Genomic DNA, 25,433 nt, shown 5'->3' on the forward strand with positions numbered 1-25,433 from the left:
ATCGCCCCTCAGAATACCCATTCCAGGCCCGCATAAAAAGTTCTTCCCGGGGCGGGTTCGAAATAGCCCCGATCTTCCACCGGGCGGTTCGCATTGGCGTTTATCCGCACGTTACTGAAGTAGTCCTGATCCAGCAGATTGCGGATCCCGGCATACAGGTTCAGGGTCTGATCCGCCATGCGCACTGAATCGCCGGCACGTATACCGACCAGCCAATAGTCACTCACCAGGGTCTGGTTGCTGTTTTCGGCGTAGAACTCGCCCACATACTGCCACTCCAGAGCCGCGAAACGACCGGCTGCACCGCGCCACTCCAGCTCGCTCACCCAGAGCTGCTCCGGCAGACCTGGAATAGCGTTGCCGCTGGCGTCGTTGCCCTGCTCATCCACAAAGTCCCTTAGCTCGTAATCCGCCAGGGTCAGCGCGCTGGTTACCCGCCAGGCGTACGAAAGGTCCCAGGCCAGACCGAGTTCAAAGCCATTGCGACGGGTTTCACCGGCGTTTTCGTAGAAGGTCTGATCGCCCACGTTAAAGGGCAGGATCTCGTCCTCCACCCGGATGGAGAACAGGGCCATGTCATAGCTGAGGCCACGGCCAAGCATGCCGCGCATACCCAGCTCGCGATTCAATGCCTGCTGCGGCTCCAGCTCGGGATTAAAGCCGCCGCCATTCGGATTGGCAAACTCGGTAAAGGTGGGTGACTCGAACGCCGTACCGAGGGTGGCATATACCTGGTGCGCCGGTGGCAGTTTGTAGCTGATACCGGCAACGCCACTGTATTCCCGGAAAGTCCGGTTGCCCGAATCATCGTTACCGTCTTGCAGCCAGTCGTCGTCAATGGCCAGACGCAACCGGTCGAACCGCACGCCAAGGGAGACGTTAAGTGCGTCGCTCAGCGCCAGGTCGCCCTGGCCAAACACCGCCACATTGGTGGCACTCTGGTTTTCCGCCTGGGTCTGGCCGGTGATATCGCCATCGATAGACACCGAATAGCGGCGCCGGTCGTCGGACTGATGGTGAACATCCAGGCCGGTAACCCACACCAGCGACAATCCGGCCAGAGTCGATTCCTGCTGGTACTGGGAACTGATGCCGTAAAAGTGCCGGTCGTAGGCTATGCGGCTGCTTCCCGGAAACGGCAACTGCTGTGCGAAATCCCGGTGAGTGTAGAAGGTATCGAGGGTGAGTTGGCCGGGAAGGACGCCCCAGTCTTCAAATCTTACACCCAGGGTCTGCTGGGTCACGGTCTGGCTACTGTCCAGCCTCTTGGCCAATGCGGTGGCCTGCTCCGGATCGTCCTCGGTCTGGGCCAGGGTAAGCCCGCCCGGATCTTCGGATTTGGGGTTATGCAGCGCGTTGAATGTGGCGGTTACCCGCCGTCCAGAATCCAGATCCCGTGCCACACGGGCGTTGAACAGGGCTTTCTCTGCCTTGCTCTGTTCCCGGTGGCCATCAAACGTCAGCCAGGAAAGCGTGGCTATACCGCTGGTATCACCATCAACGCCATTTCCCTGTATCGCGGCCTTGCGATAATCGTCACTGCCGCCATCGAGCCGCAGCCGACCGCCCTGGGGAAGCTCATCACCCAACGCCGTGGAAATATCGATCACACCGCCCGCGGCATTCCCATACTGAACCGAGGCAGGCCCCCGAATGACCTCGATTCGCTGGGCGGAATCCAGATCGATGGCATCGATCTGGGATTGGCCATCGGGCAGCGTGTAGGGGATGCCATCCACCTGAATCCGGATACCACGAATACCGAAGGGCGCTCTGGCGCCAAATCCGCGAGTAGACAATCTTAGATTCTGGGCGAAATTGTAGCGGTTCTGAAAGAACAGGCCCGGGACAGTGTTGAGTGATTCATCCAGTTGCAGGCGCTGCTGGCCCTCACGGATATCGGGTGCGTTGATGACAGAGACCGCCGCGGGCGTTTCGTACAGATCCCGAACCAGTCTTGGTGACGTTACTTGAAGCACCAGCTCCTCATCGTTGTCCAATGACGACTGTGCAATCGCTGGAAGCGAGCTCGACATCCACACCGGTGACAGAACAAGCACTGCCAGGTAGTTATTCCTGCTCAAGGGGCCTCCTCAGGGTTCGCTTATCAAGGGTTCTCTTGATAACGAGTACGCCAGCAATGGGGAAATGGAGTTATCCCATTGAATCCATCGGAAGAGCCGGCTCAGGCGGGGATCCAGGCTTCAAGCAGATCGACCAGCCAGGGCACGAGCAAGGCGGTAGCGAAGGCGGAAAGCGCCATCGCAAGCCCGGAAAAAGCACCCATCTGCGAACTTACCTGAAACGCCCGGGCGGTCCCGATACCGTGTGCTGCAACACCCATGGCAATGCCCCTGGCGGTGTCATCACGAACCCGGATCCACTCAAAGAGCTTGGTGCCCAGAACGGCGCCGGTGATGCCCGTGATAACAACCAATACGGCGGTCAGCGACGGAAGGCCGCCAATTTTTTCGGAAATCCCCATGGCCACCGGCGCCGTTGCCGATTTCGGTGCCAGGGACATCTGGATCTCCGTGGAGCCGCCCAGAAGACGGGCCAGGCCAATGGAGCTGCCAGCGGCGATCACCACGCCGCAGAAAAGCGAAATCGTCACCGGCAACCACAGCTGTCTAAGCCTGGAAAACTGCTGATACAGGGGGACGGCCAACGCCACCGTGGCCGGCCCCAGCAGAAAGTGAACAAACTGGCCGCCTTCAAAATAATCACTGTAGGAGGTGCCTGTTGCCAGCAGCAGGATAATGAGCATGGCGACGGACGTGACCACCGGGTTGGCCAGAGGGTTGGAGTTGGTTTTCAGGTACAGCCGGTAGGCCAGGCCATAGGCCACCAGGGTGATCGTGAGCCCCAATAGCGGTGATGCGGAGAGATATACCCAGATGTCTTGCAGGCCCGGCTCATTCATCGCCGCCCTCCTTTTCAGCAAGCGGCTTGGCAAACCAGCGGGTGGTTACCTGCATGATCAGCGCGGTGGCAACCATGGTAATCACGGTACTTAACAACAGCGCCAGGGTTATCGGAAGCCACTCGTCGGCGATGCGGCCAAAGTGCGCCATCATGCCCACGCCAGCGGGAACAAACAGAAGCGAGAGATGACTGAGCAAGGCCGTGGACGCCTGATCGACAGACTCCGGCGCCTTGCCCCGTATCATCAAAGTTACGAACAGCATCACCATGCCAAGTACGGGCCCGGGGATGGGAACACCGAGCAAGCGAACTGTAACCTCCCCTACCAACTGGTAGACAAGCAGAAGGGTAATGCCGTTCAGGAACTGCATAACGCAGGACTCCAGTCAGTTTTTGCTCTGTACCGTCGAAATGGGAATGATGCTTCGACCATACATAGCGAGAACAAAGCCGATGGGGAACATCAGCACCCCGTAGACAGCAGCCGGGATCGACATGGCGCTGGATTCCAACAGAGTCAGAGTGACCATAAGGGCAATGGTGCCGTTCTTTACACCCAACTCCACCGCCACTGCCAGGGATTCCCGCTGTGTCAGACCCGCCACCCGGCCGGCCGCCAGACCGAGACCAATACCGGCCAGATTCAACAGGATGGTTGCCGGCCCCGCCTGCTTCAGGAGCTCCCAGATCTGGTCGCGAACCCCGTACACCAGCGCCACGATCAGCACCGCCAGCACAATGCCACCGAAGATACTCACAATGCCCTCTGCCTTGCGGGCAACTTCCGGCTTACGGGTGCGAACCACCATCCCGATGGCGACCGGGAAGAGCACGATGCCAATCAGCATGCCCACGGTTTTCCAGACCGGCAGCACAATGTCTTCCTCGGTTCCCATGTAGTGCTGAAGGGCAATATTGGTAAACAGCGGCAGGGTGAGAATGGTGATCAGGCTGGCGCTGACGGTCAGTACTATAGAGAGGGCAATGTTGCCCCGCGAGAGCAGCACAAACAGATTCGATGTGGTGCCTCCAGGGCAGGCGGCGATGATCACCAGTCCGACCGCTATGGCCGGCGGAACCGCCAGCAACGTGGCCAAAATGAAGGCGATGAGCGGCATGACAAGAATCTGGGCAATGGTGCCGACGATCATCCCTTTCGGATACACCGCCACCTGGCGGAAGTCTCGTATCGTCAGGGTCATGCCGATACCGATCATGATGATGAACAGAGCAATCGGCAGTCCTGCCGAGATAAGCGGGCTGGATTCCACAACGCCTCCGGATGTTTTTGTTTTTACTGCAACCAACCGATGAAAAGTAGCACACACTCGCCTCTTTCGGGAGACTAAAACGGCAAAGGTTTGAGGTGATAAGGCACTGCAGAACCGGGGAACTTTATGACCTGAAACATCGTGTCACGAAGCAGTTGCAAGTATACTTGCATGAGATAACTAAAATACCTGGATACTGGTGGAGACGCACAAGGAATGAAACGCCTGGGAACGCTGGATGCCTCTTGGCTGGCCGTAGAATCTGAAGACACCCCCATGCATGTGGGCAACCTGCAGATCTTTTCGCTACCGGAGGGCGCCCCTGAAACCTTCCTCCGGGACATGGTGACCCGCATGAAGGAAACCGGCGATGTCGCGCCCCCCTGGGGTTTAAAGCTTGCCTGGTCCGGACTGTTGGGTCGGGTACTGGCGCCGGGCTGGAAAGTCGACAAGAAAATCGATCTGGATTACCACGTGCGTCACTCGGCACTGCCGCGCCCCGGCGGTGAACGGGAACTGGGCATATTGGTATCGCGCCTGCACTCCAACCCCCTGGACTTTGCCCGCCCACTCTGGGAATGCCACGTTATCGAGGGCCTCGAGAATAACCGTTTTGCGCTCTACACCAAGATGCATCATTCCATGATTGATGGCATCAGTGGTGTACGCCTGATGCAACGGGTACTGACAACCGATCCCGACAAACGGGACATGCCGCCACCCTGGTCGGTTCGGCCGGAGCGCCGTCGCGGCAGCAAATCCGATTCCGAGGCCAGCGTGCCCGGCGCGGTCTCACAGGCCATGGAGGCACTGAAACTGCAAGCGGATATGGCGCCACGTCTGTTGCAAGCGGGCAACAGGTTGGTGCATTCGGTCCGTCACCCCGAGGATGGTCTCACGGCACCGTTTACCGGGCCCGTGTCCAAGATCAATCACCGGGTTACCGGCCAGCGCCGGTTTGCCACCCAGCATTACCAGCTCGACAGGATCAAGGAGCTTGCCCACGTTTCCGGCGCTTCCCTCAACGATATCGTTCTGTACCTGTGCGGAACTGCCCTCAGGCGTTTTCTGCTGGAACAGAATGAACTGCCGGACGCTCCCCTCACCGCCGGCATACCGGTTAACATCCGGCCGTCCGATGACGAAGGGACAGGCACCCAGATCAGTTTCATGATCTCTTCGCTTGCGACCGACGAAGCCGATCCGCTGACCCGCCTGCAAAACATCAAGGCGTCAACGCGAAGGGCCAAAGAGCATTTGCAGAAGCTGCCCAAAAGCGCGCTCACCCAGTACACCATGCTCCTGATGTCGCCTTATATTCTGCAGCTGATGTCCGGCCTTGGCGGTCGCATGCGGCCGGTATTTAACGTCACGATTTCCAATGTGCCGGGGCCCCAGAGAACGCTCTACTACGAGGGCGCGAAACTGGAAGCCATGTACCCTGTCTCGCTGATTACTCACGGTGGCGCTTTGAACATCACCTGCCTGAGCTATGACGGTTCACTGAACTTCGGCTATACGGGCTGCAGGGATACCCTGCCGAGCATGCAGAGACTTGCGGTTTACACGGGTGAGGCACTGGACGAACTGGAAAGCCTGATTCTTCCGCCAAAGGCCAAACCGAAAGCTGCGGCCAAGCCCAGTGCGCCGCGCAAACAGCCGACGAAAAAGAGTAAAGCGGACTGATACAACGGACAATCAGCCCGCGCTTTGCCAGTGGGCGGCGCCCACGAAAATCAGTTGCAGGAAGCGGGTGGTCCGCTTCCTGATCTGCTCGATCTGATAGTCGTCGTCGGCGGATACGCCGAGCAGATCAGTCAGGCTGAAGGCGACACTGCGCACCACCAGATCACAGGTCATGTCCAGATCCTGATCGGTCAGATGGTCCACCAACCTCAACCTGCGCAGATCATTGGCAAGCTCACTGGCAAAGAAACGCATCTCGCTCCGGATACCTTCCTGCACCGCCCTGCTCTCACCGGCCAGCCCCTGGGCCATGAACAGAAAGAAACTCCGGTTGGCCTGCGCGTGGCTGATAAAGATGGCCACCGACTCTTCGATCAGTTTGTCCGCCTGCAACACATTCGCCCGGGCTTCTCGCATCATCCTGCGTAGCACCAGGCCCAGCTCATCCACAAGCTGCAACCCCAGATCGTCCATATTGCGGAAATGCCGGTAAAACGAGGTGGGCACCACGCCTGCCTGACGTGTCACCTCCCGGATACCAAGACTGGCGAAATGCCGGCCCTTGCCTACCAGGGTTAACGCCGCGGTCATCAGTTTCTCGCGGGTTTCACCCGGCTTTCTTCGCTGTTTTTCCGCCATCCTGTACCCATACCGCCTGCCGTTAGCCAATGGTTCACGAGTGTACACATCCCAAAAAATAAAAGTACAGAATGCTTGTCATTTTGAGCCATTACGAGCTCTGCCGTTGTCAGTTGACGTTGTCGTGTGTACATTCGTACACATTAGTGAACACTTGTACACAAGGGAAACAGAAAGCCTCAGGGAGGCAATGACCATGTTAGCGAAACAGACCCAGCAAAAAGCCCTTCACTGGCTCGGAAGGCAGCTATTCAACCGGGATGACCCGGAAGCGTTTTTTGACCCACTGCTGGAACGCATCAACCCCATGTGGGTACAAGAGTACACACCGGCCAGAGTGGAGCAGATCCTTTCTGAAACCGGGGACACCAAGACACTGGTTCTGAAACCGGCCAGGCGCTGGTCGGGATTCCGCGCGGGCCAGCATGTGAACATATGTGTTGAAGTGGATGGAGTACGCCGAAACCGTACGTTCAGCCTCTCGAGCTCACCCCTGCTCTGGCAGGAACAGGGACTGGTCACGCTGACCATCAAACGCCTTCCCGGCGGCCTGGTGACCAACTGGCTTCACGATCACCTGCAAACTGGTGCGGTAATCGGTCTGGGCGAGGCCTTTGGTGATTTTCTGATACCGGAACCGGCCCGGCCGGTGCTGTTCATTGCCGGTGGCAGCGGCATCACGCCAGTGTTGAGCCAGCTTGAAACCATGGCGGCCCAGGATTACCGGGCACCGGTGACACTGCTGTATTTCGTCAGAACCCGTGATGACGTTATCGCCCGGGAGAAACTGTTGGCCCTGAAGGCACGCTATAGCGCCCTCACGCTTAATATCATCGCCACCAACGAGTCCAGGGAACCCCGCTACCTGCGTGGCCAGGATCTGGATGCAGTGCCGGGCATCAAGGCTCGGCAGGTCTATCTCTGCGGCCCCAAAGGCCTGATGGATCTGGCCCAGGGCCTCCTCTCCGAGAGAGGCTTTGCTGACGCGGATATCCACAGCACGTTCTTTTCCGTGCCAAGTGCCAACCTTGGAAACGAAACGCTCGGTGGTGAGGTTCAGTTTGAGGGCAGCCAGATGGTGGTCGGTTCCGAGGGCGATGCCACCCTGCTGGAAATTGCCGAGGCCGCCGGACTGACACCGCGCCACGGATGCCGCATGGGCATCTGCCACCAGTGCAGTTGCCGGAAAACCACGGGTACCGTCATCAACCGTCTGACCGGCCAAACTTCCGGCCCCGGCGAGGAGACTGTCCAACTTTGTATCTCCGTTCCCCGCGGCCCGGTCTCGCTCGACCTTTAAGAACCCACATCCGATTTTATTGCGGGGCCTGAGTGCACCGCAGGGAGTATGACCATGAAAAAGATGACCGAAGCGCAACTCGCAGAACTTGAAACAGATCTGAACGCGATCCGGGAGGAGGTTCTGGAGGACCTCGGAGAACGGGACGCACGTTACATCCGGAGGATGGTCCGACTGCACCGGAGTCTCGAAGCCGGTGGCCGGATCATGATGCCATTCGGCTTCCTTCCGCCGGTGTTCGTTGCTGCCACGGCAACCCTGGGCATTGCCAAGATCCTGGAAAATATGGAGATCGGTCACAATGTCATGCACGGCCAGTATGACTGGATGAACGACCCGAGCCTGCATTCCCAGACCTACGAGTGGGATACGGTCTGCACAGGTGACTCCTGGCGCCGTACCCATAACTATGAACATCACACCTACACCAACATCATCGGCAAGGACCGTGACTACGGCTACGCCGTCTTACGACTGACCGATGACGAGCCCTGGAAACCCTGGCACACGCTGCAGTTCATCAATTACATTCTGCTGAGCGTGTTCTTCCAATGGGGCGTGGGCCTGCACGAACTTGAAACCGAGAAGCTGCGAAGCCGGGAAATAAGCTGGCGGGAAAAACTGCCGTTCCTGAAGCAATTCGCCCGCAAGGGTGGCCGCCAGGCCTTCAAGGATTACGTGTTCTTTCCGCTGCTCACCTTGCCGGTGGCGCCTGTTGTTCTGGCGGGAAATGTTGGCGCCAACCTGATCCGCAACCTCTGGTCATCCACCGTGATTTTCTGCGGCCATTTCACACAGGATGCGGAAACCTTTACCGAAGAGGAGTGTGAGGGCGAGAGCAAAGGCCACTGGTATCTGCGCCAACTCACCGGGTCTTCAAATTTCACCGGTGGTCGTTGGCTGCACATCCTGAGTGGGCACCTCAGTTACCAGGTAGAGCACCACGTGTTTCCTGACCTGCCTGCCCACCGATATCCGGAAATTTCCGGGAAGGTGCAGGCGGTGTGTCGAAAGCACGGCATACACTACAACACAGGCAGTTTTGCCAGTCAGTATGGAACAGTCATCAAGAGGATACTGAGGCACTCCCTGCCCGGAAAGATGGCTGGGCTTGCCAGAGCTGCCTGACGGGGTCGAGCCGGCCAGGCAAGCGAGAGGGGACCTGGCCGGTTCAGGCTATCTGAAGCAATCTCAAAAGCTGGGGTCTGTGCTGTTCCTGAATGACGTCGGCAAGCGTGTACTTGTCGAGCACCTCCAGAAACGCTTTCAACGCTTCCCCAAACATTGATTTGAGACCGCACACCGGCGTTATCTTGCACGCATTCTTGGAGGAGAAGCACTCCACGATGCTCAGATCCTGCTCGGTTTCCCGCACCAGGATGCCGATGCTGATATCCGAGGGCGAACGGTGCAGACGCATACCGCCCTTTTTGCCACGGATAGTCTCGATATAGCCTTTTTTGTTCAACTGGTGCACCACCTTCATAAGGTGGTTTTTGGAAATATCATAACTGTCGGCGATTTCCTGTATGGTCGCCAGACGATCACCCTGTACTGCCAGATAAATCAGTACTCGAAGTGAATAGTCCGTGTAACGGGTGATGTGCATTCAAAGCTCCAGTCGTTATGACAATCGTTCAGTAAGAAGGGCGGGTCACCAGGTAACATGCGGTGCCGCATAAAAACACGCCAGAAATCCCCAGCACCAAACCGGAAGCGCCCAACACAAACAGCATGCCCCAACTGAGCGCCATCATGCTGCACGCCAACACCTTTGCCCTTGCCGGCACCGCCCTGCGTGTGCGCCACTGATCAATGGCCGGCCCAAACCTCGGGTGATCTTCAAGCCACTGGGCAAAGGCTGGCGATCCCTTGCTGGCAAAAAAGGCGGCCAACAGGACAAAGATCGTCGTGGGCATAAGCGGCAAAACCACCCCGGCAAATGCCAGACCGATTGAGATATACGCAAGAATGCGAAATCCGGTTTTCCCGATACGATCGCCCATCGCGGGGTTCTCACTACTGTTGATAATTGCATTTAGTCTACAACGATAGAACCTATGGGTCTCTAGCAAACAGGAACTCTAAGGCTTACCTCCCGAGGGGTATCGGAATTGGTGATCCAATCTGCAATACTTGGGCTATACTCAGGTTAAAAAACAACCGGCAACAGGACCCTCCCGATGTCCCAGAACAAGCTGACAGACCGTTTTGGTCGCACTGTCAATTACGTGCGTCTGTCCGTCACTGACCGTTGCGACTTCCGCTGCGTGTACTGTATGGCCGAGGATATGACCTTCCTGCCCCGTCAGCAGGTTCTCACCCTCGAAGAAATCGCTCGCGTTGCCCGTAGCTTTGTGGATCTCGGTACCGAAAAAATCCGTCTGACCGGCGGCGAACCGATGGTACGAAAGGACATTCTGGAGCTGGTCAAGGAAATCGGTACCTACGGCTTGCGCGACTTCGCCATGACTACCAATGGCAGTCAGCTCGCCACCATGGCAGAGCCTCTGCGCAAGGCGGGGATGCACCGCCTGAACATCAGTCTGGATTCTCTGGACCCCGAAAAATTCCGCAACATCACCCGCACTGGCAAACTCTCGCAGGTTCTGGACGGTATTGATGCTGCCCGGGAGGCCGGCTTCCGGGGCATCAAGATCAATACCGTGGTCATGAAAGGCCGCAATGATGAAGAGGTCCCCGAGCTGGTCGAGTTCGCCCGGAAAAAGCAGGTGGACATCACCTTTATTGAAGAGATGCCCCTGGGCGAGATTTCCGAGCACGATCGCGGCCTGGCGCTGTGCACCAGCGAAGAGGTTCGGGACATTATCCGCAAGCACCACGAGCTGGTTCCGGCAACCGAGGATTCCGGCGGTCCAGCCCGCTACTACCGTATGGAAGATAGCGAAACGCGGGTGGGTTTCATTTCTCCCCACTCCCACAACTTCTGCTCGACCTGCAACCGGGTCAGAGTAACCGTTGAGGGGCGGCTGCTTCTTTGCCTCGGTAACGAGCACTCGGTGGATTTGCGCCGCGTGCTGCGTGGAAACCCGGTGACCGATGACAAACTGCGCGAGACCATCATCAACGCCATGGATCTGAAGCCGGAGCGGCATCACTTTTCAGCGAATGGCGATGTGCAGATTCTCCGCTTTATGAACATGACTGGCGGCTAAAAAGGTCAGCAAACCCGGAACAGGCCGCGTCCGCTCAGCCTGTTCCGCACACCAACCAATTCAAATAATCCGCGAGAACCGCTGGCTGGCGCCCTCTTTACGGTACAGATCAAAAATCTGGCAGATCGCCCGGATCAGCAACCGCCCTGCGGGCTGAACCTGCAGTGCATTGCCATCATCGGCAATCAGTTCATCCTGAACCATGGGCTTCAGACGGCTGAGCTCATCGGCAAAATAACGGTTCAGATCTTCGTTCCAGACGTCTGCGAACAGCTGGCGATCCAGACGGAACTGGCAGATCAGCTGGCCGATCACCCAGCGGCGGATGCGGTCATCTCGGGTCAGGTTCACGCCTTTGGTGATCGCCAGTTGGCCGGCATCGATGGCCGCTTCCCAGGAAGGCAGGTCGTGATTGTTCTGGAAATAGGCGTCGTCGGTCTGACCAATGGCGGAAACACCCAGGGACACAAGATCGCACTCGGAGTGGGTGGTGTAGCCCTGGAAATTCCGGTGCAGACGTCCCTCCCGTTGCGCAACGGCCAGGCTGTCATCCGGCTTGGCGAAGTGGTCCATACCGATGTATTCGTAGCCGGCCTCCAGAAGGCGGTTGATGGTGTTGTGCAGGATGGCCAGCTTCTGCTGGGGGCTGGGCAGGGTGTCGCCCTGAATCCGGGTCTGCGGATAGAAACGCTCCGGCAGGTGGGCATAACTGAACACGGAGAGCCGGTCCGGCGACATCTCGATCACAGCCTCCAGCGTCTCCGCAAAGCTCTCCGGCGTCTGGTACGGCAGGCCGTAGATCAGGTCCAGGTTAATAGAACGGAAGCCGATGCGCCGCGCCTCATTGAGCACGGCTTCGGTCATGGCCCGAGGCTGGGTGCGGTTGACCGCTTTCTGAACCTCCGGGTTTACATCCTGTACCCCCAGACTGATCCGGTTAAAGCCGAGGTTCCAAAGGGTTGGCAGGGTATCCTGATCCACTTCCCGCGGGTCAATCTCCACACTGTAATCCCGCTCCTCACCGGTTTGCAGGTTGAACAGCTCCCCGTAACCCGCCATCAGGTGTTCCATCACATCTTTTGGTAAAAACGTGGGGGTACCGCCGCCCCAGTGCAGCTGGGTTACTGGCCGGTCGACCCCGAACAGTTTTGACTGGATGGCCGCCTCTTTCAGCACCCGCTCTACGTAAGGCATGGCCTTGTCACGTTTTTTGGTGATGACCTTGTTGCAGGCGCAGTAGTAGCAGAGGTGCGCGCAGAACGGCAGGTGGGTGTACAGCGACAGCGGCCGGCCACTGGCCTTGCTGCGAGCCGCTGCTTTCACCATGTACTCAATCGGGTAGTTCTGATTGAACTCGACGGCCGTGGGATAGGAGGTGTACCTCGGGCCGCTCAAGTCATAGCGACGGATCAGGGCGTCATCCCAGATGAATTCTGGCAGTGTAGCGTCTTGGGCTTTGAGTGCGGATGTGGGGGTCATGTCAAACTCGGGGTCAGATGAAATCGGGGCCAGATGGAACGTCCACCTTTCCCCATGTTCAGGGAAGCTGACGCATTCTAAGGCAATCCCTGTCGCCTCTTTTTGATGCGTGTCAGCTGAACGTTGGTTTAAGTTTACCAACGCTGCATATGAACCACCCTTGGGCTGTTGGCGTACTTGGTTTACCCCTTTGTGGGCATAGCCCGCAGCTTTCTGATTGGAGGATTCCCCAGCATGGCCAACCTGATTCTGATTCTCGGCGACCAGTTAACGAGAAACATCAGCGCTCTCGACAACGCCGACAAGGATCGGGATCTCGTGGTGATGGCCGAAGTCCATGAGGAAGCCAGCTACACCAATCACCACAAAAAGAAAATCGTACTGCTGTTCAGTGCCATGCGTCACTTCGCCCGGCAACTGGAGAGCGATGGCTGGCAGGTTCACTACCAGGCCTATCACCCGGACAACGAGCACCAGAGCCTCGAGGCAGTGGTTGGCGAGCAGGTTAAGCAGATCATTGCCAAGAGCGTAATCACCACAGAGTGTGGTGAATGGCGGCTGCATGAGCAGATCAGTGGTTGGCACGAGCGCCTTGGGGTGCCGGTGGAAATCCGGCCGGATTCGCGGTTCATTGCCACCAAACAGGAATTTGCAGACTGGGCCGAGGGCCGCAAACAGTTGCGGATGGAGTTTTTCTACCGCGAGATGCGGCGCAAGACCGGGTTGTTGATGACATCCGACGGCGAGCCCGAGGGTGGTCAGTGGAATTTCGATGCGGACAACCGGAAGAAATGGACCGGCAAGCCGCCAGCCCCCGCACCATTCCGGATAGAGCCCGATGCCATTACCCAGGAGGTTATCGCCCTGGTGGATGAGCACTTCAGCGATCACTTCGGCACCACCGACGATTTCCATTTTGCCGTTACCGCCGAAGACGCGCAGGCGGCGCTCGAGCACTTCATCGATTATGCCCTGCCCTGCTTCGGCGATTATCAGGACGCGATTTCGGACAACGAGGACTGGCTGTTTCATTCCATCCTGTCGCCCTACATCAATTCCGGGCTTCTGGATCCGGTGGCGGTTTGCGAGGCGGCCGCTCAGGCGTGGTATTCAGGCCGTGCACCGATCAACGCGGTGGAGGGATTTGTCCGTCAGATACTGGGCTGGCGCGAGTTCGTGCGGGGCATTTACTGGATGAATATGCCGGGATATGCCAAAGAAAACCGTCTGGGCAACACCCGCGCCCTGCCCTGGTTCTACTGGACCGGGGACACGAAAATGCGGTGCATGCACAAGGCCATTGATGCCACCCGTCGCAACGCTTACGCCCACCATATTCAGCGCCTGATGGTTACCGGCAACTTCGCGCTGCTGGCGGGTATCAAGCCGGAGGAAATCTGTGACTGGTACCTGGCGGTATACGCCGATGCCTATGACTGGGTGGAACTACCCAACGTGCTGGGGATGGTCATGCACGCGGATGGCGGCTACCTGGGCTCAAAGCCCTACGCCGCCAGCGGCAAGTATATCCAGCGCATGTCGGACCATTGCGCCAACTGCCATTATAAGGTGAACAAGGCCACCGAAGATGACGCCTGCCCGTTCAACGCCCTGTACTGGCATTTCATCGATCGCCATCGGGACGACTTTGCCAAAAACCCGCGTATGGGCATGATGTACCGGAACTGGGACAAGCAGAAGCCCGAGAAACGGGAAGCGCTGCTCCAGCGCGCCGAATACCTGCTGGCAAACGTGGAGCAGCTTTAAAACCGCAACAGCCAGTTAGTGCGGGGCGATCCGCTTCTCCGTTTCCGGATCGAAGAACACAACCTTCTTCATATCGAACATCAACTCGGCAGTCTCGCCCCAGGTCACCGGGTGTTCCGGATCAATCCGGCAATGAACGTTGGTATCGTTCAACTGAATCAGAGCAATCACATCCGGGCCGGTGGGCTCGGTCACTTCGATGGTGAACTCGCCCTTCGCCACCAGGGTCTGGTCGTTTTTCTGATCCTGGGGCTGGGTGATGTGCTCCGGCCGGATACCCAGAATCACCTTTTTGCCCACCCGGTCGGCCAGAAATTCCGGCACCGGAAGCTTCACCGACCGGCCATCATTGCCACGCACTTCCGCCTGCAGACCACCTTCACCCTGCTCCACAGTCACCGGCACAAAGCTCATCGCTGGTGAGCCCATGAAACCGGCCACAAACAGGTTTTCCGGTCGGTCGTAGACTTCTTTCGGTGTGCCCAGCTGTTGCAACTCACCATCCTTGAGCACTGCAATCCGGTCCGCCAGAGTCATCGCCTCGATCTGGTCATGAGTGACGTACACAATGGTCGTTTTCAGGCGCTGGTGCAGCTTCTTGATCTCGGTGCGCATCTCCACCCGCAGCTTGGCATCCAGGTTGGAGAGCGGCTCGTCAAACAGGTAAATACGAGGCCGGCGGGCTAACGCTCGGCCCATGGCTACCCGCTGCTGCTGACCGCCAGACAGGTTGGCTGGCTTCTTGTTCATAAGCGGGGAGATTTGCAGCAAATCGGCCACCCGCTCTACTTCCTGATCAATCTCGTGCTTTGGCAGACCGCGGATCTTGAGGCCGAATGCGATGTTCTCCCGCACAGACATGGTCGGGTAAAGAGCATAGGACTGGAACACCATGGCAATGTCCCGGTCTTTGGGCTCCATGGTGGAGATGTCCTTGCCGTCCAGGACTATCGAGCCATCGGTGATGGTTTCAAGGCCGGCGATGGTGTTCATCAGGGTGGACTTTCCGCAGCCGGAAGGGCCAACCAGTATCAGGAATTCACCGGAAGCGATGTCGATGTCGATGCCCTTGAGGGTTTCCTCGGCAACGCCCGGATAGGTTTTGCGGATGCTCCGCAGTTCCAGTTGAGACATTATTGTTATCCTCTCAGGTCAACCTTTGACAGATCCGGCGGTCAGGCCCCGGATGAAGTATTTGCCGGCAACGATATAGACCACCAGCGTGGGCAGCGCCGCGATCATGGCTGCCGCCATATCCACGTTGTATTCCTTTACCCCCGTGCTGGTGTTCACCAGATTGTTGAGCGCCACGGTGATGGGCTGGCTGTCACCGCTGGCGAACACTACGCCGAACAGAAAATCGTTCCAGATCTGGGTGAACTGCCAGATCAGCGACACCATGAAAATGGGTGTGGACATGGGCAGCAGGATACGGAAGAAGATCGTAAAGAAGCCGGCGCCATCGAGCCGCGCTGCCTTGATGAGCGCATCCGGAATGGCCACGTAGTAGTTCCTGAAGAACAGCGTGGTGAAGGCCACCCCGTAAATCACATGAACCAGCACCAGGCCGCTGGTGGTATTGGCCAGGCCAAGTTTTCCGAGGGTTGCAGCCATAGGCAACAGAACCACCTGGAACGGGACAAAACAGCCGAACAGCAGCATTCCGAAAAACAGGTCAGAGCCCTTGAACTTCCACTTGGACAATACATAGCCGTTAAAGGCACCCAGCAACGTGGAAATCAATACCGCAGGCACGGTCATCTTGAACGAGTTCCAGAAATAACCGCTGATCCCCTCACACTGAACACCGGTGCAGGCCTCGGACCAGGCTTTGGTCCAGCCAATGGTAGTCCAGTCCGTGGGCAGAGCCATCAGGTTGCCGGTCCGGATATCCATGGGTGTCTTGAAGCTGGTCACCAGCATGATAAATAGCGGAATCAGGTAAACCAGGGCGGCCAGGAGCAAAAGCCCGTAGATGGCCACGCGGCTGGGACGAAAGCCGGTGCGAACCACATCAGTCATGGCGCTTCTCCCTCAGTTCCGAATACAGGTAAGGCACGATCAGGGCCAGAATGGCGCCCAGCATCAGCATGGCACTGGCGGACCCCAGGCCCATCTGGCCACGGGTAAAGGTGTGGGCATACATGAATACCGCCGGCAGGTCGGTGGAGTAGCCCGGACCACCGGCGGTCATCGCCATCACCAGATCAAAGCTCTTGATGGCTATGTGAGCCAGAACCATCACTGCGCTGAAGAATACCGGACGCAGGGACGGCAGGATGATTTTCCAGTAGATCAGCGGTAGGCTGGCGCCATCGACCCGTGCGGCGCGGATAATGGAGGAATCCACACCGCGCAGCCCCGCCAGAAACAGCGCCATGACGAAGCCGGAGGCCTGCCAGACGGCGGCCATCACGATGGTATAGATAGCCATGTCCGAGCTGACCAGCCAGTCGAAGCTGAACGAGGTCCAGCCCCAGTCGTGCATGAGTTTTTCCAACCCGAGGCTGGGGTTCAGGATCCATTTCCACACGGTGCCGGTGACAATCATCGACAGGGCCATGGGGTAGAGGTAGATGGTGCGGATCGCACCTTCCTGACGAATCCGCTGATCCAGGAAAATGGCCAGTATCACCCCAATAACCAGGCAACTGAGAACGAAAAGACCGCCGAAGATGCCCAGATTGATCGAGGCGGTCAGCCAGCGGTCGTTGGCCATCAGTTTGGCGTACTGATCGAAACCGACAAAGTCATACACCGGCAGGAAGCTGGAGCTGGTAAACGACAGCACACCGGTCCAGAGCATGTAGCCGTATATGCCGACACCGATGAGGACAAATGTGGGCGCCACAACCAGCTTTGGCAGCCAGCGCTGCAACGCGTCGAGAAAGCGTGACGGCGCCCTGGCCACCCTGGCGGGTTGGCGTTGAATGTGTTCCATGATGAGTCTCCCGAGAGGATCGGGGGCCACCCGAGTGGGGCGGCCCCTACCGGATCAGAGTGCCGCCTGAATAGCTGCCGCCAGCTGGTCAGTGGCCCGGGCCGGATCCTTGTTATCGGAGTTCACGAAGTTGGTGACAACATCAAAGATCTGGCCCTGAACATAACTGGTGGTAGCCAGGCCATGGGCAAAGCTGGGCACCAGGCCGCCGTCCTCAGCACTGCTTTTGAACGTGTCCATGGACGCCTGGGCACAGGTGTCAAAGTCGGTACGAACCGGGATCGAACCCTTGGCCTTGTTGAACACGGCCTGGAACTCCGGCTCCATGATCGTGCGGGCCAGGTCTTTCTGGGCCTTGGTGTTGTCCTCATCGCTGAGACTGAACATGGCGAACGAGTCGACGTTAAAGGTGAACTGACCACCGGTACCCGGTGCCGCGGCACACACATAATCCTCACCCGGCGTCAGACCGGCAGCAGTGAACTCACCCTTGGCCCAGTCGCCCATGATCTGCATGGCGGCTTCGCCCCGAATAACCATGCCGGTGGCGGTGTTCCAGTCACGCCCGGCGGCATTGTCATCCACGTAGCTCATCACCTTGGCAAACTCGGCGAAGACCTCTTCCATCTGTGCGCTGTTAATTACGTCCATGTCGTGCTCAACAAAGGCACTGGCGAAGTCGTCCGGGCCCATGACCGCAAGCGCCACGGCCTCGAAAACCGTTGCGTCCTGCCAGGGCTGGCCTCCGTGGGCCAGAGGAGTAATGCCTGCCGCCTTAAGCTTCTCAGCGGCCTGATAGAACTCATCCAGGGTCTTGGGCACACCCACACCGACCTTGTTCAGGGTCTCAGGATTTGCCCACAGCCAGTTAACCCGGTGCACATTCACCGGCACCGCGACATAGCTGTCCTCGTATTGCATGACATCGGCAATAACCGGCGGAATCAGCTGACCCCAGTTGTTGGCCTCCGCCACGTCATCGAGACTGGTTAGAAACCCAAGCTTGGCCCATTCCCGGATATCCAACCCCTTGATCTGGGCGGCAGCCGGAGGGTTGCCGGAAACAGCGCGGGTCTTGAGCACGGTCATGGCGGCTTCACCGCCACCGCCGGCCACGGCAAAGTCCTTCCAGGTGTGGCCCTGATCTTCCATCATTTCTTTCAGTGCGACCGCCGCGCGGGCTTCCCCGCCAGCTGTCCACCAGTGCAGAACTTCAACTTCACCGGCCTGGAGCGCCTGGGCCGGAAGCAATGCCGCGGATACGGCTGCAGCGGTGAGAGTCTTCTTGAACGTAGTCATGGTCAATTCCTTCCTGTTTTATTGTCTTGATCAGGTTCAGAACCAGATTTCCATCTGGGTGCCAAAGGTCCACTGACTGCTTTCGAAATCACTGTCGACGCCAAGTGCATCGCCAGAAGCGTAGGTTTCAAGCTCGTCATCCCAGGTTGAGTAACTTGCAAACACGCGGATTTCAGGACGGTTCCAGAACCCGCCGACCTGGGGCTTGAAGGTGGGCGCTACAGTAAAACGGCTGTAGTCTCCATCCACGGAATTTCTACTCTGATAGCCGAGGGTGGTGAGATCCATGGTCTGCCAGGAGGCCTCGTACTGCATTTCAAAATTCGCGCTCAGCTCCTGGGCAACACGGGCATTAAAGGTCAGCCACTGGTATTCGTCGCCCTTGATGTAACGATCCTCACTGGTTTCCGCCAGAATCGCCGGTGCGAAACGCCAGGTTTCGCTGAGGTAGGTGGTGCCGTATACCGCTACACGGGTGCTGACCGCATCTTCGTGCAGGTCGCCATCGGCGCCGATGTTCTTGGTTTCGGCGCCCAGGCCGGTACCGTGAATTATCGCGGCCTTGAAGCTACCGTCTGAGATTCCGAAGAAACTGTCCCCGTGGTAGGCAAGCATGGTGTGCAGGCCGGTCTCGGCGGCTTCGGTCACGCCACCGACTACCCGCAAATCGTTCTCCTGAGCCTTCATACCATTGATCAACCACTGGACGTTCCCGAAGTAGTTATTGGCAGTGAGGATCAGATTGTCAGTGTCTGCGGTGATGTCCTGATCCTGGATATCGGAAGGGAACTCCAGGAAGCTTCGGCCATAGAGGGAGAAGTTGGATTTCAGGCTGTCTGAAAACGTGACGTCGTAAACACCCGCGCCCAGACCTCCCAGGAAAACGATGTCACTGTCGAGCCAGTGGATATCGAAGTTCAGATCCCTGTCGAAACGCTTGCCGGCCCAGATCGCGGCGTCGTCGAAAATACCGGAAAAGCTGGCCAGGTTACTGAATTCCACATAGGCCTGGCGAACGTTCAGGGCACCGTCACCGGCCGTCCAGTCGTTCGAGGACGTGGTTGAGTCGGCAATCATCAGCCTGTAGTGGGATTTGGTCCCGTTCTCGGCCACCTGCTTGTAGTTCAGGATAGCCTCAAGATAGGTATCAGGCTCATTGCCGAGTCGACCGACTGCACCGCCAACGGAACCGGCGGGGGTCAGGTAGGGTCCGCCCGGGGCACTTTGCAGATCGCCGTTCAGAAGCAGGCCGGAGCGCGCATAGGTGTTGAAGGAAAAGCCCTCCAGACCACTGGCCTTCGGTTCAACCTCGGCCAGCTTTGCCTCGAGAGTCGCGAGCCGTTCTTCTACGGTCTGGTCCTGAGCCTGTGCCTGTCCGGTCATCAGGCTAAGCGATATCAGGCCAACGGCAGCGGGTAACAGACATACGTTGGGTGTTCTTTTTGCAGGGTTTGCAGGGGTAGTGCCATAGGTAACATTGAGCATTCTTGACTCCTTGTTTTTGTTTTATTGGCAACGATGGAGTCTATGGCAAGAAACGAACACGCTACGTATCAAAGGGAAATGCCCATGTAACAAGGTTGTTACACAAGCTGTCAGTGGCGGGGCAAGGTCAGCTGGACGTGCAATCCTCCGGTGGGGCGGTTGCTGATCTCCAGCTCACCGCCGTGACTCTGGGCAATGTTTCGCGCTATTCCGAGCCCGAGACCAAAACCCTGATGCTGATTTTTGTCCAGCCTGTAATAGGGTTCGAAAATGCGGGACAACTGGTCATCGGATACACCGGGGCCTTCGTCCTCCACATGGATCACCAACTGCCCCCCCGTATCTTCAATACTCACCATTGCTCTGGCCCCGTATTTGACGGCGTTGTCCACGAGATTTCCGAGGCACCGTTTCAGCGCCAGCGGCTTACCCCGATAGGAACTGCAATGTCCCTGCACGATCACCTGTCCGGAGCCCTCGCCCTGGTAGGCTTCAGCCATTCCCCTTAGCATTTGCTCAACATCCACCGACTCGGGATTTTCGTGAATGTCGGTATCCTTCATGGACTGGAGCGCATTTTTCGCCAGCAATTCCAGTTCCCGGAGGTCCGCTTCCAAACGTTCCCGCATCACATCGTCCTCAATCAGATCCACCCGCAAACGTAACCGCGTGATGGGTGTCTTGAGGTCGTGTGAAATGGCACGGAATAGCTGGTTCCGGTCGCTTATGTAACTCTGCAACCGGCGGCGCATGGTGTTAAAGCTGCGGGTCACGGCCAGGATTTCCGCACTGCCCTTCTCGACCAGGGGTGGCTGATTGTCCTCGAGCGGCAGATCCCGGGCCGCCTTGGCGAGCTTCCTTAGCGGGCGCGTCTGTTGCCGGATAAGCCACGCGAGCACGGGAAAAAGGATGGCGATCATCACCACCAGAAACAGAATCTGCTGCCCCGGGATGCCTTCATCCTCCAGTGACACGAAGGGTGCCGGCAGTGCCGCAGCCAGGTACAACCATTCACCGTCTGCGACTTCGATCTGGGTGACCAGCACTGGCGGATTCAAAGGCTCCAGAGTCAGCGCATAGTGGGCCCAGGATTGCGGCAGCGCATCCAGGGGCAATTCAGTGTTCAGGATCCTCAACTCGGCGGGGTCGACAAAATCGACATACAAGTTGATCCGGTTGCCCAGTCTCTTGTGCAGTACCGTTTCAACCTCTTCGGTAACCAGCTGTTTTCGTTCGGTGTCTGGTAACGGCACCATATCGATACGCTTATCATTGAGCGAGACGAAAAAGCGGGTGCCGCCCATGTCACGTAGCTGATCCAGCACAATGTGCCGGTATTCCAACGGAAGCGAGTTAAAAAACTGCGCCGTTGCCGCGGCCGACTGAGCCAGGTTACGGGTGGTGGCCACCAATCCCTCAACCTGCTGGGCCCGAAACGTGGCTATCCAGGCGGCGCTGGAAATAATCTGGGCGCTGGCCATCGCCAGCAGTGTCAGCAGCAATACCCGGCCAAGCAATGAGGAAGGAAACCAGCGCCAGGATTTCTTTTCCGCTTTACCCGCCTTACTCCGAAACATGAGTCACCGTTGCTGCCAGAAGGTAACCGGCACCCCGGACTGTCTTGATCAGACGGGGATTACGACCCTGATCTCCCAGCCGTTGCCTCAGGCGGCTTACCGCCACATCGACGACCCTATCAAGGGGCATGGACTCCCGGCCACGAGTAACATCGGATATGGTGTCTCGATCCAGAACCTCGTTGGGATGGCTCAGAAACAGCTGCAGCAAGGCGAAGTCCGCCCCGGACAGTGCCGTGCCTTGCTGGTTCTCATCAATCAGCTCATGGGCCAGGGTATCCAACCGCCAACGATCGAAGTCGACGTAGCGAGGGTTGTCGGACCGACTGAAGCTGGCCCTGCGGAGAAGAGCTTTCACTCTGGCCTGCAATTCGCGGGCGCTGAAGGGTTTGGCGAGGTAGTCATCAGCACCCAGCTCCAGCCCAACAACACGATCTGTCTCGTCAGAGCTCGCCGTCAACATGATGATGGGCACCCGGCTGTATTCGCGAATCTGCCGGCAAAGGGTGAAACCATCATCCCCCGGCAGCATGACATCCAGCACAATCAGATCGACATGGGAGGAGTTCAGCCGCTCTCGCATCTGATCGCCATCTCCCGCAGTCCTCACGTCATAACCTACACGGGTCAAATGCTCCTCTAACAGCTCGCGGATGGCGGCGTCGTCATCCACGACCAGTACTGATGCTTTTCTTTCGTTCATGGGTTGGACTTTGTTGTTGTTCATGGTTAACAGAATATGTTCTTAAGTTGTGCAGCAAAAGCCCCACATTGGTGCTAGCCTGACATTAGGATTGTTAACACCATGGACGCGGCCCCGACGATGAACCTTCGACTGGCAGTGGGTCTGACAACTGTACTGGCATCACCCCTTTGCCAGGCCCAGCCTCCAATCTTGAACCTCTACACCTTTGAAAGCCCCCCGTATCAGATGGTGGGCTCTGACACGGGTGGAGAAAGTCAGATCTCCGGTGAAACCGCAGACACGGTGATTTGTGCTGCCAACCGTGCCGGCTGGTCAACCCGCATCCGGATTACGCCCCAGAACCGCGCCATACATTCGCTGGAACGCAATATGATCGATGGCTATTTTGCCATTGATCCTTCCGCAGAACTCGACACCATTGCCACACGGAGCGATCCGGTGGCGCTTGAGAAGTGGTACTTTTTCACTCGCGACGACAAAGCGTTTACCAAAGACCTTCGAATAGGCGTTGTCGCCGGTAGCAATGAAGAGGCCTGGCTGAGCGCTAAAGGCTATGGGATTTTCCTGAGCGTATCCTCCCCTTCACAGCTGTTGGCCCTGCTCAAGCGGGGCCGGATTGATACCGCCCTGATGGATGAGCGAGTCATGGATCGTCTGCGCCAGGCCAAAGAGTTGGCCGGCACGCAGCTCCGTGCGCACTTCGTTCGCTATGCCCCGCTCTACCTTTATCTGGGCGAAACCTTTACCTCAGAAAACCCCGAATTTCTCGGCATATTCAACCGCACGCTGAACAGCTGTATGGCTGGGCAACTTGCGCTGTCACAGGAAGAAGATCGACGCATTTCGGAGCTGTCGAGCCGGCTTTTCAAGGAAATGAACAGCATCCTCGATGTTCGCCAGATCATCGACGAAGGACCGAGGCAGGAGAGCTTTACTGACGTAATGACCATCGACAGCCAATGGACGGCGCTGTCACCCCTTGCAGTGCCAGATCTGGCAGCGGACATACTGGCACTTCCAGGCTCCAAAGCGCTGCAGGCGTGGCAACATTCCCACCAGGGCCTTGTCACAGAGGTAATGCTGGTCAATGACATGGGAACCCTCGCAGCGATGAGCCAGCTCACCTCAGACTACTGGCAAGGTGATGAGCCCAAATTCCAGAAAGTCATTGAAAATCAGGCAACCCAACCCGGCGGCGATCCACCGATATACCTCTCACCCATTCGGTACGACAAGTCCGCGGCCAGATTCCAGGTTACCGCCAGCAGGCCGGTTTTGAGTGATCACGGGGAACCGGCCCTCGGTGTGATCGTGATCGGACTCAGTATCGAGGAAGCACTGAGCGACTCTGAACAATACTGATTGATTCAATCGTCCTCCCGGCAAAGCAGACACTCAGGGCGGTCCGACTTCACAGGCCAACACCAGAGCCCAGAACTCCGAGAAGTCATTGACCACCACATCCGGCTTATCCGGGTGTTTGTGGGTACCCGGAAAAATCTTGTTCAGCCAGGGCAGATCCCACTGGGCCCCGTTGAAGAATACCGAGGTCAGGCCCGCGCGCTTGGCGGCAATAACGTCAGTCGTGCTATCGCCCACGTACCACACACTCGGGTCGGGCGGGTAATCCAGTTTCTGGACCGCCAGCAGCAGTTGATCCGGGTGGGGCTTGCGCAGGGGTGTATCGTCGCCGCAGACGTCAACATCAAACAGATGCGTCCAGCCGGTATCCTCCACCGCCGCCAGTTCGTGCTCGAAAAACTCGCGGTCCCGGTTGGTAATGACACCCACCTGGATGCCCAGCCGCCGTAACCCTTCCAGAACTTCGCGCACCTTCGGCTCAAACGCCTTCACGGTACCGTAGTGTTTCCGGTAGTGGTGGTTGAACGCCTGGTGGGCAATCTGCTTGGCTTCCTGGTCATCCCCGAACAACACCTCAAAGATATCGGTTCGGGAAATCTTGCGGTCTGCCTTCACCTTCGGATGCAGCTTCGCAAACTCCCTGACGTAGGCCACCAGCTTCACATCTTCCGGGGTTTTGCTGTCTTCCGGCGCCACCATGCGGTCCATCAGTTTGAGTTTGTGGAAATCCGGCAGCATGTCGTCCACCGCGTGGTACATGGCGTCGAGGGTATCTACCAGGGTGGCGTGCCAGTCGAACAGGATGACTGCCGGACGGATGAGCTTGACCACCGCCGGGTGCCAGTCCGGCTCAATTCTCGGCTCGGGTCGCTGTGGCGGCGGAAAGGGCCGGGGTCGAACCTCGGCAGGCGTCTGCTCGAAGGCCTCCGGCTGGCTCCGCTCAAGCAGGGCTAAAAGGTCCATGAGGTCCTCAAAGCTGTCCAGAATGGCCGCGGGCGCGTCCCGGTGCGAGAACCAGCTGTCGATCCGGCCGGATTCCCAGCAGGCGCCGTTGTAGAACACGCCCGACACGCCGGCCTTGTTGGCGGTGAGCATGTCGACGTAGCTGTCGCCGACATACCAGGCCGTTTCATCCGCTGGCAGACCGAGCTTTTCAAGCGCTTTGAGAATCACCTCGGGGTCGGGCTTGTACTCGGTTACATCGTCGGCACAGACCGTGGCATCGAACAGGCGGCGCCATCGGCCTTCATCGACCGTCTGTAATTCACGATCCAGAAACTCCCGGTTCCGGTTGGTGGATACCGCCAGCCGGATCCCCATGGCTTTCAGGGCGCTGAGGTACTCATACGCGCCGGGTTGAAACGGTTTTACCTGCCCGAAATAACGGCGGTAGGCCTCGTTGTAGGCCTTGTGGGCAATCAGCTTGGCCTCTTTGTCGTCGCCAAAGATGGCATTGAAAATGTCCGTCCTTGAAACCCGCCGCTCTGCCAGAATACGCGGATGCAGGCGCCGGAATATCCGGATGTAGCGCACCAGGCGCGCGTCGTCGCCGGTACGGCATTTATCCTCCGGCAGCAGCCGCTCCACGAGCCCCAGCTCTTCCAGTTGCGGCAGCATATCTTCCATGGCACTGAACATGGCATCGTGGGTGTCGACGAGGGTGCCGTGCCAGTCAAAGATCAACACCGACGGTGCTGAAATGGAATCGCAAAATCGGGCCATGCCCCGCCTCCATCAGAAGTTGCCTCAAGCCGGCCTTGAAATCCGCCGCCGGGCCGGCAAAACTCAGCGGTACTGACAAGAAAGATAAACCCGGTTTC

General features: G+C 57.9%; 22 protein-coding genes. 6 read left to right on the top strand and 16 right to left on the bottom strand.

Features of this window, described 5'->3' with window-relative positions:
• Positions 1-8 precede the first annotated feature (8 nt).
• The 4 genes from HP15_RS14585 to HP15_RS14600 form a co-directional block, all read right to left on the bottom strand.
• The gene (locus HP15_RS14585; protein ID WP_014578189.1) at positions 9-2,084 is read right to left on the bottom strand and encodes a TonB-dependent receptor family protein; all 2,076 of its coding nucleotides are present in this window, start codon (positions 2,082-2,084) and stop codon (positions 9-11) included.
• 101 nt (positions 2,085-2,185) lie between these two features.
• On the bottom strand, positions 2,186-2,923 hold the full coding sequence (locus HP15_RS14590; RefSeq protein WP_014578190.1) for an LrgB family protein: 738 nt from the start codon (positions 2,921-2,923) through the stop codon (positions 2,186-2,188).
• Positions 2,916-3,296 (bottom strand): CidA/LrgA family protein, encoded by a 381-nt coding sequence (locus HP15_RS14595; protein WP_014578191.1) that lies wholly within the window; start codon positions 3,294-3,296, stop codon positions 2,916-2,918. Before HP15_RS14595 ends, HP15_RS14590 begins: the two co-directional genes overlap by 8 nt.
• A gap of 15 nt (positions 3,297-3,311) precedes the next feature.
• Positions 3,312-4,196 carry a bile acid:sodium symporter family protein gene (locus tag HP15_RS14600; RefSeq protein ID WP_041645550.1) on the bottom strand — a complete coding sequence of 295 codons (885 nt, stop codon included), beginning with the start codon at positions 4,194-4,196 and terminating at the stop codon, positions 3,312-3,314.
• A gap of 216 nt (positions 4,197-4,412) precedes the next feature.
• On the opposite strand from HP15_RS14600, the gene HP15_RS14605 reads away from it, so the two are divergent.
• On the top strand, positions 4,413-5,882 hold the full coding sequence (locus HP15_RS14605; protein WP_014578193.1) for a WS/DGAT/MGAT family O-acyltransferase: 1,470 nt from the start codon (positions 4,413-4,415) through the stop codon (positions 5,880-5,882).
• Positions 5,883-5,894: 12 nt separating this feature from the next.
• Here HP15_RS14605 and HP15_RS14610 read toward each other — a convergent pair whose 3' ends face one another.
• Complete coding sequence (locus tag HP15_RS14610; protein WP_014578194.1) at positions 5,895-6,521, bottom strand: TetR family transcriptional regulator; 627 nt, start codon at positions 6,519-6,521, stop codon at positions 5,895-5,897.
• 196 nt (positions 6,522-6,717) lie between these two features.
• On the opposite strand from HP15_RS14610, the gene HP15_RS14615 reads away from it, so the two are divergent.
• Positions 6,718-7,821: a ferredoxin reductase gene (locus HP15_RS14615; RefSeq protein ID WP_041646337.1), complete on the top strand. Its 1,104-nt coding sequence runs from the start codon at positions 6,718-6,720 to the stop codon at positions 7,819-7,821.
• 54 nt (positions 7,822-7,875) lie between these two features.
• Positions 7,876-8,949, top strand: coding sequence for a fatty acid desaturase family protein (locus tag HP15_RS14620; RefSeq protein WP_041645553.1), 1,074 nt, complete (start codon positions 7,876-7,878; stop codon positions 8,947-8,949).
• A 43-nt stretch (positions 8,950-8,992) separates the two neighbouring features.
• On the opposite strand, the gene HP15_RS14625 is transcribed toward HP15_RS14620, so the two are convergent.
• Positions 8,993-9,430 (bottom strand): RrF2 family transcriptional regulator, encoded by a 438-nt coding sequence (locus tag HP15_RS14625; protein ID WP_014578197.1) that lies wholly within the window; start codon positions 9,428-9,430, stop codon positions 8,993-8,995.
• A gap of 28 nt (positions 9,431-9,458) precedes the next feature.
• A complete protein-coding gene (locus tag HP15_RS14630; protein WP_014578198.1) occupies positions 9,459-9,827 on the bottom strand; it encodes a YbaN family protein in 369 nt (122 codons plus the stop codon).
• A gap of 177 nt (positions 9,828-10,004) precedes the next feature.
• Between HP15_RS14630 and moaA the strand changes: the two genes are divergently transcribed.
• Positions 10,005-10,997, top strand: coding sequence for a GTP 3',8-cyclase MoaA (gene moaA, locus HP15_RS14635; RefSeq protein ID WP_014578199.1), 993 nt, complete (start codon positions 10,005-10,007; stop codon positions 10,995-10,997).
• A gap of 60 nt (positions 10,998-11,057) precedes the next feature.
• Here the strand turns inward: moaA and hemN are convergent, their stop codons facing one another.
• Positions 11,058-12,476: an oxygen-independent coproporphyrinogen III oxidase gene (gene hemN, locus HP15_RS14640; RefSeq protein ID WP_014578200.1), complete on the bottom strand. Its 1,419-nt coding sequence runs from the start codon at positions 12,474-12,476 to the stop codon at positions 11,058-11,060.
• A 234-nt stretch (positions 12,477-12,710) separates the two neighbouring features.
• On the opposite strand from hemN, the gene HP15_RS14645 reads away from it, so the two are divergent.
• Positions 12,711-14,243, top strand: a complete 1,533-nt coding sequence (locus HP15_RS14645) for a cryptochrome/photolyase family protein (RefSeq protein ID WP_041645554.1) — start codon at positions 12,711-12,713, stop codon at positions 14,241-14,243.
• A 15-nt stretch (positions 14,244-14,258) separates the two neighbouring features.
• On the opposite strand, the gene HP15_RS14650 is transcribed toward HP15_RS14645, so the two are convergent.
• From HP15_RS14650 to HP15_RS14680, 7 genes are all read right to left on the bottom strand, one after another.
• Entirely contained in the window at positions 14,259-15,377 is a 1,119-nt protein-coding gene (locus tag HP15_RS14650; RefSeq protein WP_014578202.1) for an ABC transporter ATP-binding protein, read from the bottom strand.
• Between the two features lie 18 nt (positions 15,378-15,395).
• Positions 15,396-16,265 carry a carbohydrate ABC transporter permease gene (locus HP15_RS14655; RefSeq protein ID WP_014578203.1) on the bottom strand — a complete coding sequence of 290 codons (870 nt, stop codon included), beginning with the start codon at positions 16,263-16,265 and terminating at the stop codon, positions 15,396-15,398.
• The gene (locus tag HP15_RS14660) at positions 16,258-17,184 is read right to left on the bottom strand and encodes a carbohydrate ABC transporter permease (protein ID WP_014578204.1); all 927 of its coding nucleotides are present in this window, start codon (positions 17,182-17,184) and stop codon (positions 16,258-16,260) included. Before HP15_RS14660 ends, HP15_RS14655 begins: the two co-directional genes overlap by 8 nt.
• Before the next feature lie 54 nt (positions 17,185-17,238).
• Complete coding sequence (locus HP15_RS14665; protein WP_041645557.1) at positions 17,239-18,483, bottom strand: ABC transporter substrate-binding protein; 1,245 nt, start codon at positions 18,481-18,483, stop codon at positions 17,239-17,241.
• A gap of 36 nt (positions 18,484-18,519) precedes the next feature.
• The gene (locus tag HP15_RS14670) at positions 18,520-19,968 is read right to left on the bottom strand and encodes a carbohydrate porin (protein ID WP_014578206.1); all 1,449 of its coding nucleotides are present in this window, start codon (positions 19,966-19,968) and stop codon (positions 18,520-18,522) included.
• Positions 19,969-20,078: 110 nt separating this feature from the next.
• Positions 20,079-21,545, bottom strand: a complete 1,467-nt coding sequence (locus HP15_RS14675; protein WP_014578207.1) for an ATP-binding protein — start codon at positions 21,543-21,545, stop codon at positions 20,079-20,081.
• Positions 21,532-22,248 carry a response regulator gene (locus tag HP15_RS14680; protein ID WP_041646342.1) on the bottom strand — a complete coding sequence of 239 codons (717 nt, stop codon included), beginning with the start codon at positions 22,246-22,248 and terminating at the stop codon, positions 21,532-21,534. The genes HP15_RS14675 and HP15_RS14680 overlap by 14 nt, the downstream gene beginning before the upstream one ends.
• Positions 22,249-22,350: 102 nt before the next feature.
• On the opposite strand from HP15_RS14680, the gene HP15_RS14685 reads away from it, so the two are divergent.
• Positions 22,351-23,613, top strand: a complete 1,263-nt coding sequence (locus HP15_RS14685) for a substrate-binding periplasmic protein (RefSeq protein ID WP_049784494.1) — start codon at positions 22,351-22,353, stop codon at positions 23,611-23,613.
• Positions 23,614-23,646: 33 nt separating this feature from the next.
• Here HP15_RS14685 and HP15_RS14690 read toward each other — a convergent pair whose 3' ends face one another.
• Positions 23,647-25,335 (bottom strand): HAD family hydrolase, encoded by a 1,689-nt coding sequence (locus HP15_RS14690; RefSeq protein WP_041645559.1) that lies wholly within the window; start codon positions 25,333-25,335, stop codon positions 23,647-23,649.
• Positions 25,336-25,433: the final 98 nt, after the last annotated feature.

It is taken from the genome of Marinobacter adhaerens HP15 (genome assembly GCF_000166295.1).
Classification (GTDB): domain Bacteria; phylum Pseudomonadota; class Gammaproteobacteria; order Pseudomonadales; family Oleiphilaceae; genus Marinobacter; species Marinobacter adhaerens.

Excerpts from the sequence above, each read along its gene's own strand:
- HP15_RS14645 (WP_041645554.1), top strand. The coding sequence starts at position 12,711 with ATGGCCAACCTGATTCTGATTCTCGGCGACCAGTTAACGAGAAACATC.
- HP15_RS14690 (WP_041645559.1), bottom strand. The coding sequence starts at position 25,335 with ATGGCCCGATTTTGCGATTCCATTTCAGCACCGTCGGTGTTGATCTTT.
- HP15_RS14615 (WP_041646337.1), top strand. The coding sequence starts at position 6,718 with ATGTTAGCGAAACAGACCCAGCAAAAAGCCCTTCACTGGCTCGGAAGG.
- hemN (WP_014578200.1), bottom strand. The coding sequence starts at position 12,476 with ATGACCCCCACATCCGCACTCAAAGCCCAAGACGCTACACTGCCAGAA.
- HP15_RS14630 (WP_014578198.1), bottom strand. The coding sequence starts at position 9,827 with ATGGGCGATCGTATCGGGAAAACCGGATTTCGCATTCTTGCGTATATC.
- HP15_RS14610 (WP_014578194.1), bottom strand. The coding sequence starts at position 6,521 with ATGGCGGAAAAACAGCGAAGAAAGCCGGGTGAAACCCGCGAGAAACTG.
- HP15_RS14620 (WP_041645553.1), top strand. The coding sequence starts at position 7,876 with ATGAAAAAGATGACCGAAGCGCAACTCGCAGAACTTGAAACAGATCTG.
- HP15_RS14605 (WP_014578193.1), top strand. The coding sequence starts at position 4,413 with ATGAAACGCCTGGGAACGCTGGATGCCTCTTGGCTGGCCGTAGAATCT.
- HP15_RS14595 (WP_014578191.1), bottom strand. The coding sequence starts at position 3,296 with ATGCAGTTCCTGAACGGCATTACCCTTCTGCTTGTCTACCAGTTGGTA.
- HP15_RS14670 (WP_014578206.1), bottom strand. The coding sequence starts at position 19,968 with ATGCTCAATGTTACCTATGGCACTACCCCTGCAAACCCTGCAAAAAGA.
- HP15_RS14590 (WP_014578190.1), bottom strand. The coding sequence starts at position 2,923 with ATGAATGAGCCGGGCCTGCAAGACATCTGGGTATATCTCTCCGCATCA.
- HP15_RS14685 (WP_049784494.1), top strand. The coding sequence starts at position 22,351 with ATGGACGCGGCCCCGACGATGAACCTTCGACTGGCAGTGGGTCTGACA.
- HP15_RS14680 (WP_041646342.1), bottom strand. The coding sequence starts at position 22,248 with ATGAACGAAAGAAAAGCATCAGTACTGGTCGTGGATGACGACGCCGCC.
- HP15_RS14655 (WP_014578203.1), bottom strand. The coding sequence starts at position 16,265 with ATGACTGATGTGGTTCGCACCGGCTTTCGTCCCAGCCGCGTGGCCATC.
- HP15_RS14625 (WP_014578197.1), bottom strand. The coding sequence starts at position 9,430 with ATGCACATCACCCGTTACACGGACTATTCACTTCGAGTACTGATTTAT.
- HP15_RS14675 (WP_014578207.1), bottom strand. The coding sequence starts at position 21,545 with ATGTTTCGGAGTAAGGCGGGTAAAGCGGAAAAGAAATCCTGGCGCTGG.
- HP15_RS14665 (WP_041645557.1), bottom strand. The coding sequence starts at position 18,483 with ATGACTACGTTCAAGAAGACTCTCACCGCTGCAGCCGTATCCGCGGCA.
- HP15_RS14650 (WP_014578202.1), bottom strand. The coding sequence starts at position 15,377 with ATGTCTCAACTGGAACTGCGGAGCATCCGCAAAACCTATCCGGGCGTT.
- moaA (WP_014578199.1), top strand. The coding sequence starts at position 10,005 with ATGTCCCAGAACAAGCTGACAGACCGTTTTGGTCGCACTGTCAATTAC.
- HP15_RS14660 (WP_014578204.1), bottom strand. The coding sequence starts at position 17,184 with ATGGAACACATTCAACGCCAACCCGCCAGGGTGGCCAGGGCGCCGTCA.